The organism is Megasphaera stantonii (genome assembly GCF_003367905.1).
Classification (GTDB): domain Bacteria; phylum Bacillota; class Negativicutes; order Veillonellales; family Megasphaeraceae; genus Megasphaera; species Megasphaera stantonii.
Genome location: NZ_CP029462.1, coordinates 1,573,311 through 1,590,610 on the forward strand (window position 1 = coordinate 1,573,311; position 17,300 = coordinate 1,590,610).

Here is a 17,300-nt window from a genome sequence, read left to right on the forward strand (position 1 = left end):
CAAGCGATAATACAGTAACAAAAAAAAACGGTAATTCCTGTGACAGGGAATTACCGTTTTTTTGTTATAAATGCATGCTCTCCTGATTGTTCATGGAGAAGCCGCCCCGTTCTACGTTGTCGAAGTCCAGGGCCGGGTCGTATTCTGCTTTGATGGCTTTTAGTTTTTTTACGAGGCCCCAGGGCTCCTGTACGGACAGGGTTTCGCCGCGGCCGGAGAGGACCCACAGGACTTTATAGCCTCGCGGCGGCTCGGCGAGCTTGGTTTCGCCCTTGCCGTCGGTGAAGTAGATGAGGAGGTCGGTGTCCTTGGCCTCGTTGGCGTATTGGAAGACCGGCGAGTAGGACGTGCCGCCTCGGACGTCGAGGCGGTTTTTGATGTCGGCCAGCTCGCGGACTTGATAGACGCGGCGGATTTCGTCGTCGCATTCGATGAGGGTGATGTCGTGCTTATAGTTGCGGACGATGTGGAAGACTTCCTGCATGGCCTGCTTGAACTCGCTGTCGCTGATGCTGCCGCTGATGTCGACGGCGACGATGAGCCTGGCCACGTGGGCCCGCAGGTGGCCGGGCAGGTCCAGCCGTTCCGGCTGGCGGCGGTTGCGCCGGGCCGTCGTCTTTTTCTTGCCGCTGGCGATGGAGCCGACCAGTTTTTTCAGGTACCAGTGCCAGGGCAGGTCTTCGTCTTCCGCTTTCAGGGCGGAAATCATGCTTTCCAAATAGTTGGAGAGCTGGCCCTTGTGGGCCGAATCGATGTATTTAGCCGTAAACTTCCGCAGGGTTTGTTCGTCTATGTCGTCCGATTCGTCCCAGGCGTCGTGAGTCTGGTCGGGACTGTAGGACACGGCGATGGTTTCGTCGCGGCGGCTCCCTTCTTCAATGGCGTCTTTTTTGTCCGTCCGCAGATCCAGGGCCGTCTGTATTTTTTCCACGTAGTATTCGAAGGACTCGAACGGCGTCAGCAGGAGGTCGAAGTTGATGTTGACCCAGTCGATGGTCGTGGAAAAGGGCGGCAAATGGTCCAGGTAGGTATTAACGACGACGTCCATGGCCAGGTTAATGGCCTGCTTGCTGTAGCTGCCCTTCAGCTCTTTGGCACGGACGAGGTGCATGGAGACGACGTGCAGGATTTGGTGCTTGATGGACGTTTCCATCTGCTCCGGCGACAGGGCGAGGAAGATGAGGGGGTTGAAATAGAGGATATACCGCGTGCCTTTGAAGGTGACGCTGGTGGCGTCGGCGATGCTGAAGCGGATTTCCTTGCCCATTTGAAACAGGAAATAGCCGAAGAAATTGTCCTTGTCCTCCATGAGGCGCAGGTTCAGCCTGTCGATGAAGGCGAAAAATTCCCTGGCGAAGGCCCTTGGGACGGGAGGCCGGGTTCCCTGGTTTTGCTGCTTCCGCAGGTCGTCGGCGACGAGGGAGGCTTTTTGGTACAGCAGGATGGCTTCGACGGTCAGATTGTGTTCCATAGGATCACCTGATAGGGCGGTACGCCTTGAAGTAGGCGTCGACGAAATTGGCGTTTTCGATAGCGTAGGCGTAGACCCGTTCGTTCGTGGCCTTGATGTCCTTCATGATGCCGATGAGGAGATCGACGGGATAGAGGGACAGGTATTCCATGAGGCGGTCTATCGCTTCGTCGGCCTGGCCGTCGTCTATGACATCGTCCAGGCGGCGGAGGATGTTCTTGGCCGCCAGGTACAGGCGCGTGTGGCTTTCGCCGGCGACGCGCTCTGCCAGGGACGGGTTCAGGGCCGGGCCGGAGAACACGTCGTCGTAGCCGATGAGGGGCTGGGCGTCCGATTCGATGAAGTTTACGAATTCTTCGGCGATGAGCTTGCCCACGTTGCCGCGGATGACGTTGAAGAATACAGCCTTCGGCACGTCGCCCTGCTGCGTGTAGAGCTTGTAGAGGTCGGAAATGCGCTCGTAGCTGCGCGGCGTGGCGTTGATGTCGCCGTCGTTGTGTTTATCCAGGTATTCCGGGAAGGTGGAAATAAATTCCATGACCTTCGGGTCGATGCCGGCGTCGGCGGCCCAGTCCAGCCACTGCAGGTAGTCCGCTTCCATATACAGCCAGACGAAGCGGTTTTCCTGGGCGGCATCCATGGCGACGGCTTCGTAGTCGTATGAGTCTGCCGGGTTCATGGCGGCGACGATGCGCACGTCCTTCGACAGGACGTAGCCGTTGATTTCCCTGTTGAGGATGAGGTTCATCAATTCCTGCTGCACGGCGTGCTCGCAGCGGTTGATTTCGTCGATAAACAGCAGTACGGTGCCGCCGGTGGCGATGACTTCGTCGATGGCCCGCAGCTTATGATGGACGGCGTAGACCGTCGTCTTTTCTTCGACGGTCTGTCCCGCGTCGTCGCGGCGCGTGTAGGTTTCAATCGTCGGCAGGCCGCCGATTTCCCCCTCCTTCAGGAGGTTGCCGTCGATATTGATGAGGGTCCAGCCGTGTTTTTCCGCCAGCTGGTGAGCCAGGGAGGTCTTGCCGATGCCGGTCTCGCCGACGAGAAGGGGCACTTCGCCGGCGGCCAGGACTAATTCTACGCTTCGTAAGGTGTCGATAAAATTCATGATAGTCTCCTATTTTATGGTTAATTTTTCGTCTACGGTGATTTTTTTGGCCTTGGCGCTGCCCCACTGGTCGACGAACAGGACCTTGTCGACGGGGCTCATGTCCAGGGCGCTGCAGTTGATAAAGGCGCGGACGTACGGCTCCGATACGTCGTCTTGAGACAGGACGCGCCGCAGCACCTCTTTGAGCTCGTCCCGGCTGATAACGCAGTCCTTGGGCACGTATTTCATGACCATCGGGTTGAGGGCGAAGAAGGACAGCATTTGTTCCTTCGTCGGATGGGAGAGGAGCAGGACGGCCTGCTCGGCCTTCTGGACGGCGGCGAAGACTGCCGACGGGGCCGGGGACTCGATATAGCGCAGGGCCTCATAGTTTTCGGCGATGGCCGCTTCCTGAACAGCTGCGCTGGGGTTCTTGATGTATTTTACGGCGTCGTAATTCTTGCGCACGGCCTGCAGCTGCAGCTCTTCGCTGGGATTGGGGATGTAGCGGATAGCCCATCCCGACTGGGAGAGAGCCGCCTGAATGAGGGCCGGCGACGGGTTTTCCACGTAGGCCAGGTTGTTCCAGCCGCTCTGCACGGCATGGAGCAGCAGGTCTTCCGGCGGATTGTCGATGAACTGGATAGCCCGCGCCGTATTGGCGATGGCCGCTTCTTCCATCTCCCGCGTCGGATTGTCGATGTACTGGAGGGCCAGGCCGTTGGTCTGGACGGCGAGGAGCTTCATAGCGTCGGTCGGGTTTTCTATGCGAGCGATGACGTAGGGGTTGTTCCGTATCATCTTCATGTATTTTTCAGTTTCCATAGAACGCTTCCTTTTCTTCATATACTATAAAACAATACAATGGGCGTATGGTAAGGCCCATACATGATTATATTAAACAAAAAAAAACAGGCCTGCAACTACATTTTGAAAAATGCGTTGGGCCTGCTGCTAAGGGCGGCTTATTTCCGTATCAGCGCCGCCGCGCGGTGGATGTTGATGAACGTCCCCATGACGTCGCGGAGGCGGAGGGGATCACCGGATGTATTGACGTAGAAGGACTGGCCGTCCGGCGCGTATACGCCGGTCAGGGTGCTGTCGAAGGAATAGGACTGCTCCCGCTTATTGGCGTGGAACGACGCCTTGTATTCGTTGATCTGGCGAATCAGCCGGCCCGATTGATAGGCTTCGGCGTCTAAGGGGTCGGCATACGTTTCGACGTAGAGGGTGCAGGACAGGTTTTCGAGGCTGTTGGGATAATCCATGGTCTGAATGGCCTGAATGGTATTGATATCGACGTAGACGACGCTGTCGTTCTGGGCGCTGACGACGCGGTAGCGGTCGGGCGACTGGAGCAGCGTGTCCGAATCCATAGCCTGGGACGTAGCGGAACCAGCTAGGAGCAGGAACGACAGGGATAAGAGGGAGAGAAGTTTTTTCATAGGGCTTCATCCTTTCTTCAGAGCGTATAGTATAAGAGAATTGTACATATTGTACCATACTCCAGAAGAAACGCAACGTCGGAAACGGTCGGGGCATGGCAGCGCCCGGCGGGAAAATGGAAGAAATATATTGAAAAATATATAAAGAATAGATATAATGGCAAGGTATTGTAAACGTCTGCGTGGGAACGCATCAGTCCCGATAACTAAGGCGTTTTCAGCCGTATTCCACTTGCGGAATCAAGGAAAATATCATAAAATACTCCTATGGAAAACGTAAATCCGTAATGTTGAATGGAGTTCTTGATGACCATATTGTAGTATACGGGAAAGGATTGGTTCATATGTTAGATTTTCGTATCCATACATTTTTATGCGTTTGCCGCTACATGAATTATACGAAGGCTGCCGCCGAATTGCAGATTACGCAGCCTGCCGTATCGCAGCATATCCGGCATTTGGAAAAAGAGTACCAGACTAAATTGTTCGACTACACGGGCAAGCGGCTGGAACTGACCCAGGCCGGTCAAATACTGCTCAACGCGGCGACGACGATCAGCCATGACAACGTCATGCTCAAGCAGCGCCTGCAGGACCTGCAGCAAAACAATAAATCCGTCGCCTTTGGGGCGACCCACACGATCGGCGAATTCGAGATCATCGACCGCCTGGCCGATTTCCTCCACGAGCACGCCGACGTGAACATCCGGATGAAGATTGCCGATACGGACAAGCTGCTGAAAGCCGTCGACGAGGGGATTATTGATTTTGCCATCGTCGAAGGGTTCTTCGACCAGGACCAGTACGAAACGCTGCTGTTTTCCAACGAGCCGCTCATCGCCGTATGCGGGCCCGATTACGACGCGCCGTCGGAAATGTCTTTGGCCGACTTGATGCGCTATCGGCTCATCGTCAGGGAAAAAAGCGCCGGCACCCGGGAGCTCCTGGAACGGAGCCTGGCCGAGCACAGCCTGACGATTTCCGATTTCCCCCTTCGCCATGAAGTAGGGAGCCCCCAGGCCGTAAAGGGACTGACGTGCCGCAACTGCGGCGTTGCCTTTTTATATGAAAAGTCCGTGCGGCAGGAAGTAAACGACGGACGGCTCAAAGAAATCGCCATCCGCGATTTTTCCGTTACCCACGCCGTGACGTTTTTGTGGCGTAAAGGCAGTATGTACAGCGCGATGTTCCGGCAGATGTACAATCAGCTCAAAGGCTGAGGGACGCGTCGCTGATTCATGATGTAGTAGTTATGTTTTCTGAAAGGGTGAAATATCATGTTATATTCGACAGAAGTAAAGAATATGTGTCCCGTAAAAAAGGGCGCGTATCACGGCCCGGCACCGATTCCTGAAGAAGGCAAATGGGTGCAGGTCAAAGAAATTAAGGATATCAGCGGTCTGACTCACGGCGTAGGCTGGTGCGCTCCTCAGCAGGGCGCCTGCAAGCTGACGCTGAACGTAAAGGACGGCATCATCGAAGAAGCCCTCGTAGAAACCCTCGGCTGCTCCGGCATGACCCATTCGGCAGCGATGGCTTCGGAAATCCTGCCGGGCAAGACGCTCCTCGAAGCGCTGAATACCGACTTGGTATGCGACGCTATCAACGTAGCTATGCGCCAGCTCTTCCTGCAGATCGTATACGGCCGCACGCAGACGGCCTTCTCCGAAGGCGGCCTTCCCATCGGCGCCAGCCTGGAAGATTTGGGCAAGGGCCTGCGCAGCCAGGTCGGCACGATGCTCGGCACGAAAGCCAAGGGCACGCGCTATCTGGAAATGACCGAAGGCTATGTCACCCGCATGGCTCTCGACGAAGAAAACCAGGTCATCGGCTATGAATTCATCCACCTCGGCAAGATGATGGACGCTATCAAAAAAGGCGTAGAACCGGCGCAGGCCATGGAAGACGCCAAAGGCCATTACGGCCGCTTTGACGAAGCAGCTTCGTATATCGATCCGAGAAAAGAATAAGGAGGGCTCATCATGGAATTGTTTGAAAGCTACGACAGAAGAATAGATAAAATCCTCGGCGTGCTGAAAGAATACGGCATCGGCAGCGTGGAAGAATGCCGCGACATCTGCGCCGCCGCAGGCATCGATCCGTATCAGATCGTAAAGACCGTTCAGCCTATCGCCTTTGAAAACGCCGGCTGGGCCTATACGGTAGGCGCGGCCATCGCCATCAAGAAGAACGCCCGCACGGCTGTAGAAGCGGCGAAAGCTATCGGCGAAGGCCTGCAGGCCTTCTGTATTCCCGGCTCCGTCGCCGACGACCGCAAGGTAGGCCTCGGCCACGGCAACCTGGCGGCTATGCTGCTCCAGGACGAAACGCAGTGCTTCTGCTTCCTTGCCGGCCACGAATCCTTCGCCGCCGCTGAAGGCGCTATCGGCATCGTCCGCAACGCCAACAAGGCCCGCAAGGTGCCCCTGCGGGTTATCCTGAACGGCCTCGGCAAGGACGCTGCCCAGATTATTTCCCGCATCAACGGCTTTACGTACGTACAGACCCAGTTTGATTACGGAACGGGCGAACTCCACATCGTCCGCGAAATCCCCTATTCCAAGGGTGAACGGGCCAACGTCCGCTGCTTCGGCGCCGACGACGTCCGCGAAGGCGTGGCTATCATGCATCACGAAGGCGTCGACGTATCCATTACGGGCAACTCGACGAACCCGACCCGCTTCCAGCATCCCGTTGCCGGCACGTACAAGAAAGAATGCGTCGAAATGGGCAAGAAGTACTTCTCCGTCGCTTCCGGCGGCGGTACGGGCCGCACGCTCCATCCGGACAACATGGCTGCCGGTCCGGCTTCGTACGGCATGACCGATACGATGGGCCGCATGCACTCTGACGCTCAGTTTGCCGGCTCGTCTTCCGTACCGGCTCACGTAGAAATGATGGGCTTCCTCGGCATGGGCAACAACCCCATGGTCGGCGCGTCCGTCGCTGTCGCCGTAGCCGTAGAAGGCGCAGCCAAGGAAGGCAAATTCTAATTCGGCATTGCCTCATATTCGCAAAGTGCAAAACGCAGTTTCCCAATCGGGAAGCTGCGTTTTTTGACGCTCCTGTAGTATTGTGATATAATATATCCCGACAAAAATATATAAAGCGACAAAAGGCTATCCGGCAAGATGCGTTTCGGTCTGTTGCGGATAGCTTGTTTCTTGTGAAATCATATATAACCTGCTAATAAGACAAGATGTAAACGGTAATGACGTAGTAGTGAAATGGGGTATTCGATGAAGACGAGAAAAAAAATTGCAGCTATGATATGTTTCATGATGATGACTTCTGTATCGGTTGTCGGCGCGACGTTTCATCCCGGTGACCGGGGCGATCAGATCGTGGCGATTCAAAACGCCTTAGTCCGCAACGGCAGCGACATCGCCGTCGACGGCGATTACGGCACGGGGACGAAGGAAGCCGTCAAGGCCTTTCAGGAACGGCACGGCCTGGACGTAGACGGCATCGTCGGCGCTCAGACCTACGAAGCGCTCATGGGAGCGGCTATGCCGGAAAACGTGAGCAGCCACTTTATTGAAAAAAAAGCGATTAAAAACAAGGGGAAAGAAAACCTCATGTTCCCTCTGGTCACGGCGGACAACGCCATCAGCGTCGTCCAGCAGGCCTTGGCCAATAAGGGCTATAACCTCGACGTAGACGGCGTCTTCGGCGTTGGCACGGAACAGGCCGTCCGCAAATTCCAGGCTGACAACGGCCTCGACGTAGACGGCGTCGTCGGCAAGGCGACATTCTACGCCCTGACAGGGGAAGCGCTGCCCGGCGGCCCCCTGCGCCGCTTCGGAAACGGCGGCTACGGCAGCGCGACGGGCACTGCTAACTCCCGCCTCGCCAAGCAGCTCCTGGGTATCGCCAACCAGTATAAGGGCGTGCCCTACGTCTTCGGCGGTTCTACGCCGTCGGGCTTCGACTGCTCAGGCTTTACGCGCTACGTCTATTCGGCCGTAGGCATCAGCCTGCCCCGCTGCGCCGACGAACAGTACAGCGTCGGCAGCGACGTATCTATGTCCAACCTCCAGCCCGGCGACCTGGTATTCTTCTCGACGTATGAACCGGGCATTTCCCACGTAGGCATCTACATCGGCGACAGCCAGTTTATCAACGCCTCCAACGACGGCGTCAGCGTAGCCGACCTCAACAGCCGCTACTGGGCGTCCCGCTACGTAGGAGCCAAACGGGTCATCAACGGATAAACCGCACGAATTTCATATGGCAACATACAGCGCGCCCTTCTGCGCCAGATAGAGTTATCTGGTACAGAAGGGCGCGTTTTGTCATTTCAGCAGTTTATGGGCTAAGGCGTAGTCGACGAGCTCTGATTTCGTCGTGCAGCCCAGCTTCTGCATGAGCCGCGACTTGTACGTCGATACGGTCTTGATGGAAATGTGGAGCGTATCGGCGATGGCCGCCAGGGAATAGCCGTGGACGAGGTAGGTCAGGACTTCCCGCTCGCGGGCCGACAGGTCGACGGGGTCCTTCGGCGGGTCGATGAGGCTGTTTAAGAGGGTGTGGGCGTCCTTGTCGCTGAGGTAGCGGCGGCCGCTCATGACGGTGCGCAGGGCCTGGAACAGCTCCGTGTCGATGGCGTCCTTGCAGATGTAGCCGTCGGCCTCCTGGGTCATGACCTCCTTGATGTACTGCTGCTCGCTGTACATGGTGAGGACCAGTATTTTGACGGCCAGGCCGCGCCGTTTGATTTCCTTCAGGCAGTCGAGGCCGCTCATGACCGGCATGGACAGATCGAGCAGGACGACGTCGACAGGCGTCGTTTTTAAGATGTCCAGTACCTCGCGGCCGTTGGAGGCCTCGGCGGCGACGTGAAAATCGCCTTGGGACGACAGGAGCAGCTTGAGGCCCGTGCGCAGGATGCGGTGGTCGTCGGCGAGCAGTATGTTAATCGGTTTGGTCATGGGAGACGCCTCCTTCGTCAGATGAATCTTTCAGCGGCAAGGTAATGACGATGCACGTGCCGTCGTTGGGGTAGCTGTCGATATAAAAATGGCCGTTGAGCAGCTCCGCCCGTTCGCGCATGCTGACGATGCCCAGGTGGTTGTCGAGGCGGGCCTGCTCCAGCGTATCTTCGCTGAAGCCGACGCCGTTGTCCGTAATAGACAGGGTCAGGGTCTCGTCGTCGGTTTTGATTGTAATATCTACCGCATCGGCCTGGGAATGGCGGACGATGTTGGTCAGGGCTTCCTGCATCAGGCGGTAGCACAAGAGGGAAATCGGATGGGACAGGTGGGAAAAATCGCCGCTTTGGGAAAAGGAAATGTGAATGTGCGGCTGGGCGCGGCGGAACGTGTCGAGGTATTTTTCCATGGCGACGATGAGGCCCAGGTCGTCGAGCAGGGGCGGGTGCAGGTTGACGGCCAGGTGGCGCAGCCCTTCCAGGGTGTCCTTCATCAGGTCGCGGACGCCGCACAGTAGCTCCTTGGCGTCGGCGTCGCTTGTCTTATCCATGATGATGCGCAGATAGGCCAGCATGGTGACCATGGACTGGCTCGTCTCGTCATGGAGCTCCCGGGAAATACGCCGCCGCTCGTCTTCGCGGGCCGAAAAGAGCTGGCTGATGAGCCACATCCGCATTTTTTCCTTTTCCTGCAGGGCCTGGAGCAGGCGTGAGTTTTCCTGCTCGCGGGCAGACAGGCGCAACGACAGGGTGTTGAAGGCCCGGGCCAGGCGGCCTACGTCGTCAGGCGTCTTTTCCGGTACCTTTACCTGATAATTGCCCCGTCCCAGCTGGCGCACGGCGGCGGCCATCTGCTGGATCGGCTTGAGGAAGCTGCGGGCGTAACGCGTAGCCAGCCATGAAGAAGCGAGGCAAATGAGGATGATGAGGACGATCATTTCCAGAAAGCGGCGCTGCATGACCTGTGTCATGGTCTTTTCCGACAAGCCGATGCGGAAATATCCGACCAGGCCGTTGTCGATGGGGCAGAGCACTTCGCGGATGTACCCTTCGTTGCTGTCGAAGGTCATCGTATCTACGGTGACGCCGGGCTTCGGCTCCCGCACCAGGGGCAGGCCCTTGGGGATGCCGTTCGTAAAGGTGCTGGCTAAAATCTGGCCGTTGGGGTGGAAGACGATGATGTAGCGGATCTGGTCGTTCAGGGACTGAATCTGCATGAGCCGCTCCGTCATGGAAAACCGGTCGTCCAGGAGAATGTCGCTGCTGATGACGGCGCTCATGGTCTGGCCGATTTCGACGCCCGACTTGTCGAGCTCCCGCTCCATTTCGGAGCTCGTCGTGTACAGCAGGAGGCTGCCGATGAGCAGGCCGCAGATGAAGATGGTGCCGACGATGAGGGCGTTAAATTTTACGTACAAACTGTAATTTCTCATGGTTATTCTCCAGGTACGTTGTTGCGGATACTGTATTTATGGCGGAGGGCGGCGTACAATTCCGGCTCAGGCGGCACGAATTTGTCGATGAGGGTGCGCTGCATGGCCTCGTGCAGGGCCGGGTCCTGGTCCATGCTGTAGAAGATGCGGCGCAGCTCGGCCTTTTCGGCGTCGGGCAAATCGCTGCGCATCACGACGGGCCCTGTCGGAGCCGCCGGCAGGACGGCGAAGACCCGGACCTTTTCGCACAGCTGGGGATTCCGCCGGTTTACGAAGTCGTAAATCTGGCTGTCGACGCTGGCAGCGTCGGCCAGGTGGTTGGCGACGGCCCAAATGGATTTATCGTGGTTATAGGTGTAAAAGGTCGATTTGAAATAGGCCGAAGCCGACGTATTCATGTCCAGCAGGAGAAAGTCGATGGCCTGCCGGCCCGAATAGCTGAGGGGGTCCGTAAAGGCGAAGACCCGGCCCTGCAGCTGGCTGAAGTCGGTAATGTCGCTGTCCGAGGCGGCGATGAGATAGGTCTGGTACAGTACGGACCCGTTGGTCTGGGTCATGGCCAGCAGCTCGATCGGCGTTTTGCCCCGGTAGGCCGAGTAGGCCCCGGTGGAGAAAAAGGCGATGTCGGCGCCGCCGTTGTCCATGAGCTTGTTTAGTTCCTCGTAGGTCCGCTTTTGCAGGAGGACGGCCGGCTTCTGCCGCTCCTGGGAAATGTGGTTGACAAACTGCTGGTACGACTGGCGCGTTTCCTTAGGCGACATGACCGAGGCGAAGGCGATGCGCAGGGGCTGGACGGACGACGCCGTCGCCGCCGGGGCCGTCTGCGGCTGAGTCTGGGTAAAGTCGATGTTTCCCGCCGGCCGGTCGCAGCCGGCGCAGCACATCAGGACGGCTGCCGCCGCCGCAGCGAGCAGGCGAAGCCAGGTTTTGCTCCGTTTCATAGCATAGCTCCTTCACAGAATGATACGTAGTCTTTATATGTATCATATCATGAAATGACAGAGAGAGAAACTGACGGCGCCGTATAAAAAAAGAAGCAAAGAACGATGTCTTCGCTTCTTTTTCTAACTGCCGGAGCAGTTCCCTAGAAGAGTTTTGAGATGTATATGAAAGAGAGAAAGCAAGAGGGATTAATCTTCCTGCGGCTTGGCGTTCCAAACGAGGAGAGCCAGGAGCGTCGAGGCGACAGCCGCGCCGACCCAGAATTCCGTAGCGTAGCCGAAGTCGTATACCTTTTCGCCGCCTACGACGGTGATGGTCATGAGCTTGCCTGTGACGAATTCCTGAATGGCCGCGCCGGCATAGCTCAGGAGGCCGATCATGCCCATAGCCGCGCCGGTAACGCGCTTCGGCACGATGTCGACAGCCATGAGGCCGCCCATGTAGCAGACCAGAGCGCCCATCGTAAATCCGTAGAAGGTCATGCAGAGCATGTCGACCGTAAAGGAATGGGGAGCCCAGACGAATCCTGCAATAGACATGGAGTACAAAATACCGTAAAGCAGAGCCGGCTTATTGCGCTTATGATTGAAGAACTTGTCGGAAATGAGGCCGCACAGGAGGGCACCGAAAATACCGGCAACCTGCATGTAAGCCATAACGCCTGCAGCGCCCATGATGTCGTAGCCTTTTTCCGTCGTCAGATAGATGACGCCCCAGCTTTCGACGGCATAGCGGGCGATGTATACGCAAAGGGAAGACAAGCCGAGAATCCAGACAGCAGGATTTTTGACGACGGCGTTCCACTGCTGAGAGCTGACGGATTTTTTCTTTTCCGCGTCGACTTGTTCCTGTGTCTTTTCACCGTAGTAAACGGCACCGTTGGGAAGCCCCATCGTTTCGGGACGGTCGCTCATGCCGAAGTAAATGAAAGCCGTGCCGATCAAGGAAATGATACCGGCGGCAACGAAGCCCATGGACCAGTTGTAGGCCGATACGATGGCGGCGATGGCGAAATAGGCGAAGGAAGAACCGAGGTTATGGCTCGTAAACCATACGCCGTACAAGGTGCCGCGCTGCTTGTTGCTGAACCACTGGTTCAGGGCGACGATGGACGGGCCTGCGCCGTAGGACTGGAACCAGCCGTTGAGGCCCCATAATACGGCTAAGGGGACGAAGGAGTTTACCAGGCCCATGCCGACCATCGTAAGAGATGAAATGAAAAGACCGAAGGAAAAGAACCGCTTATTGTTCATTCGGTCGGCGAGGAAGCTGTTGGTAAATTTCCCTAAGCCGTACGTGACGAAGAAGATAGAACCGATAATACCGATTTCCGTCGGCGTGACGATGCCCGACGCCAGGAGCGGCTTTTTGATGACCGAATAGCTCTGGCGGATGATGTAGTAAAAGGCATAGCCAATGGTGATGGAGGCGAATACGCGCCAGCGGACGCTGTTGAACTTCCGCTTGACGACTTCCGAATCGGCGATCTGCGCGATATCCGGACCGGTTTTGAAGAACTGCCACAATAAATTCAACATACAGAAAAACTCCTTTCTTCATACTGCCTGTGTTTGGTCGTTCTTATTTGTTGAATTTATTATAATAAAACATAGTAACCATGCGGTATCGGAAAAAGTCTGATTTTGTTGTAGGAATTTTTCTGACAAAGAAAAGGCCGCGGCGATAAACGGAATAAGCGTATCCCTTTATCGCCGCGGATTGCGTTCATTTGATGAAATATGAATTTTATTGACGGAAACGATAACAGGTCGTTTCGATGGATGTCACTTCTTCTTTGGTAAGACCGGGAAGCTCCGTTGTCATGGCCTGTTCGATGGCCTTGGCATCGACGGTCCAGCGGGTTTTCTTCATGTCTTCGCCGTGGGCCTGGAGGTACCGGGCTGTGCTGCGGGCCGCGGCGCTGCAGGGCAGGCTTTGGACGACGTAGCGGAAGTTGGTCCGCGGCACTGATTTCATGGGCTGCTTCCACACGTCTTCGATTTCCAGGGTATAGTCGCATTCGTGGTAGCCGTTGGACACGGCTTCGCGGCCGATGTCTTCCGTGTTTTTCAGGCCCATATCGAGGAGCAGGTAGTCATAGAGAAGGACATGTTCCCATTTGTCCTTAAGAAATTCCCGTTCGGGAAAGAGGCCGCACGGGTCATCGCCGTATAGCCGGAGCAAATCCAGCAGGAAGGCCAGGCGGTGGCGCTTGAAGGTGAAGGACACGGCTTTGAGGAATATCTCGCGCATCATGACGTATCGCTCCGCTTCGTCGCGGAAGTCGGCGTCAAAGTAGCTCAGCGGCGTTTCTTCCCGTATGTAGCGGACGAGCTTGCCCTCCAGGTCGACGAGGCGCCGGCGGGCTGCCCTTCGTTCTGCCGGCGGCAGGGACGGGTCCAGCCGCCTCCGGTTCAGCCGTTCCATGCGGTTCAGGCAGGCCGTTTCCACGGCTAAGGCGCTGAACAGGCCGTTGGCCTGCTGGCGTGAAAATATTTCCGATATATCGTCTTTCGATAAGGACTGGGCCATTAGATATCATGCTCCTTATGGCGAGATTAGTCGTCGATGGTAATTTTTACGTCGGCGAATTTACAATACAAGTGCAACACCTATAAAAAATGACACATAGGTTTCTGATATAATAATGCTACCAAACAAAATCTATATCTCGGAGGAAACCTATGTGCCACTATCATCATCTTACTCTATCTGAACGAGAAAATCTACTCTTTTTTCGCGCGCAGTCCTATTCTATCTCTCGAATTGCGGCGGCCCTCGGCCGAGATAAATCCACGATCTCACGGGAACTACGCAGAAATACAGTGAACGGCAAGTATCTGCCCATCACCGCACAACAACAGTATGCCCGCCGCCGTAAGGCATGCAAGCCTCACAAGCGGTTAGAGAATGCCGAGCTATTCGCATTGGTTAAAAATCTCTTCCTGGTGCATCATTGGTCCCCAGAAGAAATTGCCGGACGCTTGCAGCTGGAACATCAGAAGGCACTCCTTAGCTATGCAACGATTTACCGCGCCATATATGCCGGTATGTTTGATGAAACGTCGTCCTCCCATGGGTCCCGCGGTGCGGTCCGCCGCTTGCGGCATCATGGAAAATCCCGGCATACCCGGCAATATCAGGAACGACGGGGTTCTATTCCCATCTCTCACGATATTTCGGAACGGCCAGCAGGAGCCGCTAACCGCTCCCGGCGAGGACATTGGGAATGTGATACCATAGCAGGAAAGACAGGAAAAGCCTGTCTGGTTACGTTGGTAGATAGAAAGAGCCGGTATCTGGTAGGAGGCAAAGCAGCCAAAAAGACAGCACAAGCCGTCAATACGGTATTGCTTCAGGTACTGCAAGGGCAACCTGTAAAAAGCCTTACGCCGGACAGAGGAAAAGAGTTCGCCCATCATGCCGCTGTCACGGAGGCCTTGAACGGCGTGCCGTTTTATTTCCCGCCGCCGCATCAGCCCTGGCAGCGGGGAAGCAACGAAAATACCAATGGCCTAGTCCGAGAGTATTTCCCGAAAGGGACGGACATCACACTCGTTCCAGAAGCCTATGTGCAAGCTGTTTTTGCAGAACTAAATCGCCGTCCCCGAAAATGTTTAGGATACAAAACGCCATACGAAGTACATTACTCTAAAAAGTTGCACTTAGCTTGACAATTCGCCGTCTTTAAAATAGTCTTTAAAGGATTGGACCCACGTGCGGGCCGGATGGGACAGGAAGCCCTTGCTCTTCCATATCAGGGCCAGGGTCCAGTAGATAGACGGGGCGACGAGGGGCACGTGGACGGCCTTGTCGGCGGGAATGCGCTGACAGATGCTCCGCGGCAGCAGGGCAATGCCCATGCGGGCGATGACCATTTCTATCTGCAAATCCCAGTTGTTGCTCTGGCAGATGATCTTGGGATGGGCCATGATGTTCTGGTAGAACGAGTGTATGTACGGATTGAGGGCAAAAGACGGCGCATAGTATACGAGGGGCTCGTCTTTGATGTCGTCGAGGGTCAGCTCGCGGGCCTTCGCCAGCCGGTGGTCGGGAGGCATGACGATTTCCAGGGGTTCCCGGTGGAAAATGAAGAAATCGTAGGGCATTTCCGTCGTAATCGGCAAGGCGACGAAGCCGACCTGCACGAGACCGTCGTCGATGGCCGAGACGATGTCCAGTGAGCCAACCTCTGTCAGTTCCAGCTCGATTTGCGGATAAGACGTGATGAAATGGCCGATAAACGGCGAAATGAGAGACGACGCGATCATCGGCGGGACGCCGACGGTCAGCTTTCCGGCATTCAGCAGCTGCGGCGATTCCATTTCTTCGTTCAGCGCTGTGAAGTCGTTTAAAATGCCTTCAATACGGGGAAGGAGATACGCACCCATTTCCGTCAGCTCGACGTTTTTTCCCTTGCGGTCAAAGAGGCGTATGTTCCAATGTTCTTCCAGCGCCTTGATGCCTTTGCTGATGGAAGGCTGACTGATATGAAGCGCTTTGGACGCTTTTGTAAAGCTTTTTTTATGGGCTACTTCGACGAAGTAGGTCAGCTGGAATAAATCCATAGTTATATTTCACCTCGCATTAATATCCTTAATAGTACCATATTTCAAAAGAGAATAGAATACGGTTGCCTTCGATTCCTTCCGAATTTCGTCACTTCGGCGGGATATGCTGAGATTTTAAGCGCAGGCTGTGGACAGGCGCAGGTTTTTGTGGGAAAATTTAATATGGATACGATTCTGTTTTACAGAGACAAAAGGATGTATAATACTTACAGAGAGAAGACGAAAAGGAGGAGCCTATGACGACGGTACGTTGGATCATGCACGTCGATATGGACGCGTTTTACGCGTCTATCGAGCAGCGGGACAATCCGGCCCTGCAGGGGATGCCGGTCATCGTCGGCGGACTGACGGGGCGCGGCGTCGTCGCGACGGCGTCGTACGAGGCGCGGCAGTTCGGCGTGCATTCGGCTATGAGCATGAAGCTGGCCCGCAGGCTGTGCCCGAACGGCGTGTTCCTGCCGGTGCGCATGTCCCATTACCGGCGTATTTCCCACCAGATTCGGCTCATCCTGTCCCATTACTCGCCCTTCGTAGAGCCCCTGGCGCTGGATGAAGCTTTTCTGGATGTGTCGGGCATGGGACTGAAATATCCGAACATCGTCGACATCGCCAAGGCGGTCAAGCAGGATATCCGGCGGACGACGGGCCTCGTCGCCTCGGCCGGCATCGGGCCGAATAAGTTTTTGGCCAAGCTGGCGTCGGATTTGAAAAAGCCCGATGGACTGATGTGGATTCCCTACGGCGAGGAACGGGCCATCCTGGCGCCCCTGCCGGTGAGCCGCCTGTGGGGCGTCGGCAAGGTGACGGAGCAGGCCCTGCGGCGGGCTGGATTTCATACCATCGGCGACGTTGCCGATGCCGGCCCGGAGGCGCTGATGCCCATTGTCGGCAATCAGGCTCATCGGCTGCACGACCTGGCGTTAGGCAAGGACAACCGGCCCCTGGAGGTCAGTCGCCGTCCCCAATCTGTCGGCAACGAGCATACCTACGCCCACGATTTGGTCAGCGACGACGAAGTGGACGAGCAGTTCCGCCTGCTGGCCAACGAGGTGTCGTGGCGGCTGCGGCAGAATCATCTGATGGGGCGGACGATTACGATCAAAGTGCGCTTCGCCTCGTTCCGCACCATTACGCGGTCCCTGACGATCGACGGCATGGGGACCTGCTCGGAAGAGCAGCTGTATTTCTCGGCCAAGCGGCTGTACAATAAATGTAGCGGTGCAGAGCCTATCCGGCTGCTGGGATTGTCCGTCAGCCAGCTGCAGCCCCTGCAGGTACAGTGCGATTTATTTTCCGACGATTCGGAAACGAAGGCCAAGGTAGCCGAGGCCATCGACAAGCTGCAGAAGCGGTTTGGCCGCCAGGCTATCATGAAGGGATTTTTATGGGAAATGTCTCATGAAAAAGACTAAAGC

General features: G+C 56.1%; 16 protein-coding genes. 6 read left to right on the plus strand and 10 right to left on the minus strand.

Annotated features, from left to right (window positions below; genetic code table 11):
* Nucleotides 1-64: 64 nt before the first annotated feature.
* From DKB62_RS07355 to DKB62_RS07370, 4 genes are all read right to left on the minus strand, one after another.
* A complete protein-coding gene (locus DKB62_RS07355; RefSeq protein ID WP_107195627.1) occupies nucleotides 65-1,471 on the minus strand; it encodes a vWA domain-containing protein in 1,407 nt (468 codons plus the stop codon).
* 4 nt (nucleotides 1,472-1,475) lie between these two features.
* Complete coding sequence (locus DKB62_RS07360) at nucleotides 1,476-2,582, minus strand: ATP-binding protein (protein ID WP_107195628.1); 1,107 nt, start codon at nucleotides 2,580-2,582, stop codon at nucleotides 1,476-1,478.
* A gap of 9 nt (nucleotides 2,583-2,591) precedes the next feature.
* Complete coding sequence (locus DKB62_RS07365; protein ID WP_107195629.1) at nucleotides 2,592-3,389, minus strand: hypothetical protein; 798 nt, start codon at nucleotides 3,387-3,389, stop codon at nucleotides 2,592-2,594.
* Between the two features lie 140 nt (nucleotides 3,390-3,529).
* Nucleotides 3,530-4,009 carry a hypothetical protein gene (locus DKB62_RS07370; RefSeq protein ID WP_107195630.1) on the minus strand — a complete coding sequence of 160 codons (480 nt, stop codon included), beginning with the start codon at nucleotides 4,007-4,009 and terminating at the stop codon, nucleotides 3,530-3,532.
* Between the two features lie 344 nt (nucleotides 4,010-4,353).
* On the opposite strand from DKB62_RS07370, the gene DKB62_RS07375 reads away from it, so the two are divergent.
* The 4 genes from DKB62_RS07375 to DKB62_RS07390 all read left to right on the plus strand — a co-directional run bounded on the left by DKB62_RS07375 (nucleotide 4,354) and on the right by DKB62_RS07390 (nucleotide 8,223).
* Complete coding sequence (locus DKB62_RS07375; protein WP_107195631.1) at nucleotides 4,354-5,229, plus strand: LysR family transcriptional regulator; 876 nt, start codon at nucleotides 4,354-4,356, stop codon at nucleotides 5,227-5,229.
* A 57-nt stretch (nucleotides 5,230-5,286) separates the two neighbouring features.
* The gene (locus DKB62_RS07380; RefSeq protein WP_095629074.1) at nucleotides 5,287-5,979 is read left to right on the plus strand and encodes an iron-sulfur cluster assembly scaffold protein; all 693 of its coding nucleotides are present in this window, start codon (nucleotides 5,287-5,289) and stop codon (nucleotides 5,977-5,979) included.
* A gap of 12 nt (nucleotides 5,980-5,991) precedes the next feature.
* A complete protein-coding gene (locus tag DKB62_RS07385) occupies nucleotides 5,992-7,002 on the plus strand; it encodes a GGGtGRT protein (RefSeq protein ID WP_087478588.1) in 1,011 nt (336 codons plus the stop codon).
* 285 nt (nucleotides 7,003-7,287) lie between these two features.
* Nucleotides 7,288-8,223 carry a C40 family peptidase gene (locus DKB62_RS07390; RefSeq protein ID WP_232818754.1) on the plus strand — a complete coding sequence of 312 codons (936 nt, stop codon included), beginning with the start codon at nucleotides 7,288-7,290 and terminating at the stop codon, nucleotides 8,221-8,223.
* A gap of 81 nt (nucleotides 8,224-8,304) precedes the next feature.
* On the opposite strand, the gene DKB62_RS07395 is transcribed toward DKB62_RS07390, so the two are convergent.
* From DKB62_RS07395 to DKB62_RS07415, 5 genes are all read right to left on the minus strand, one after another.
* Nucleotides 8,305-8,940, minus strand: a complete 636-nt coding sequence (locus tag DKB62_RS07395; RefSeq protein WP_162860299.1) for a response regulator transcription factor — start codon at nucleotides 8,938-8,940, stop codon at nucleotides 8,305-8,307.
* A complete protein-coding gene (locus DKB62_RS07400; protein ID WP_107195632.1) occupies nucleotides 8,924-10,372 on the minus strand; it encodes a HAMP domain-containing sensor histidine kinase in 1,449 nt (482 codons plus the stop codon). The genes DKB62_RS07395 and DKB62_RS07400 overlap by 17 nt, the downstream gene beginning before the upstream one ends.
* A 2-nt stretch (nucleotides 10,373-10,374) precedes the next feature.
* Nucleotides 10,375-11,313, minus strand: coding sequence for a substrate-binding domain-containing protein (locus tag DKB62_RS07405; RefSeq protein WP_095629076.1), 939 nt, complete (start codon nucleotides 11,311-11,313; stop codon nucleotides 10,375-10,377).
* 189 nt (nucleotides 11,314-11,502) lie between these two features.
* Nucleotides 11,503-12,852 carry an MFS transporter gene (locus DKB62_RS07410; protein WP_107195633.1) on the minus strand — a complete coding sequence of 450 codons (1,350 nt, stop codon included), beginning with the start codon at nucleotides 12,850-12,852 and terminating at the stop codon, nucleotides 11,503-11,505.
* Between the two features lie 208 nt (nucleotides 12,853-13,060).
* Nucleotides 13,061-13,846, minus strand: coding sequence for a hypothetical protein (locus tag DKB62_RS07415; protein WP_107195634.1), 786 nt, complete (start codon nucleotides 13,844-13,846; stop codon nucleotides 13,061-13,063).
* A gap of 152 nt (nucleotides 13,847-13,998) precedes the next feature.
* On the opposite strand from DKB62_RS07415, the gene DKB62_RS07420 reads away from it, so the two are divergent.
* Nucleotides 13,999-14,988: an IS30 family transposase gene (locus DKB62_RS07420; protein ID WP_107196804.1), complete on the plus strand. Its 990-nt coding sequence runs from the start codon at nucleotides 13,999-14,001 to the stop codon at nucleotides 14,986-14,988.
* Here the strand turns inward: DKB62_RS07420 and DKB62_RS07425 are convergent.
* Nucleotides 14,980-15,882 (minus strand): LysR family transcriptional regulator, encoded by a 903-nt coding sequence (locus tag DKB62_RS07425; RefSeq protein WP_107195362.1) that lies wholly within the window; start codon nucleotides 15,880-15,882, stop codon nucleotides 14,980-14,982. The genes DKB62_RS07420 and DKB62_RS07425 overlap by 9 nt on opposite strands.
* Nucleotides 15,883-16,121: 239 nt before the next feature.
* On the opposite strand from DKB62_RS07425, the gene DKB62_RS07430 reads away from it, so the two are divergent.
* The gene (locus DKB62_RS07430; protein WP_095629080.1) at nucleotides 16,122-17,297 is read left to right on the plus strand and encodes a DNA polymerase IV; all 1,176 of its coding nucleotides are present in this window, start codon (nucleotides 16,122-16,124) and stop codon (nucleotides 17,295-17,297) included.
* Nucleotides 17,298-17,300: the final 3 nt, after the last annotated feature.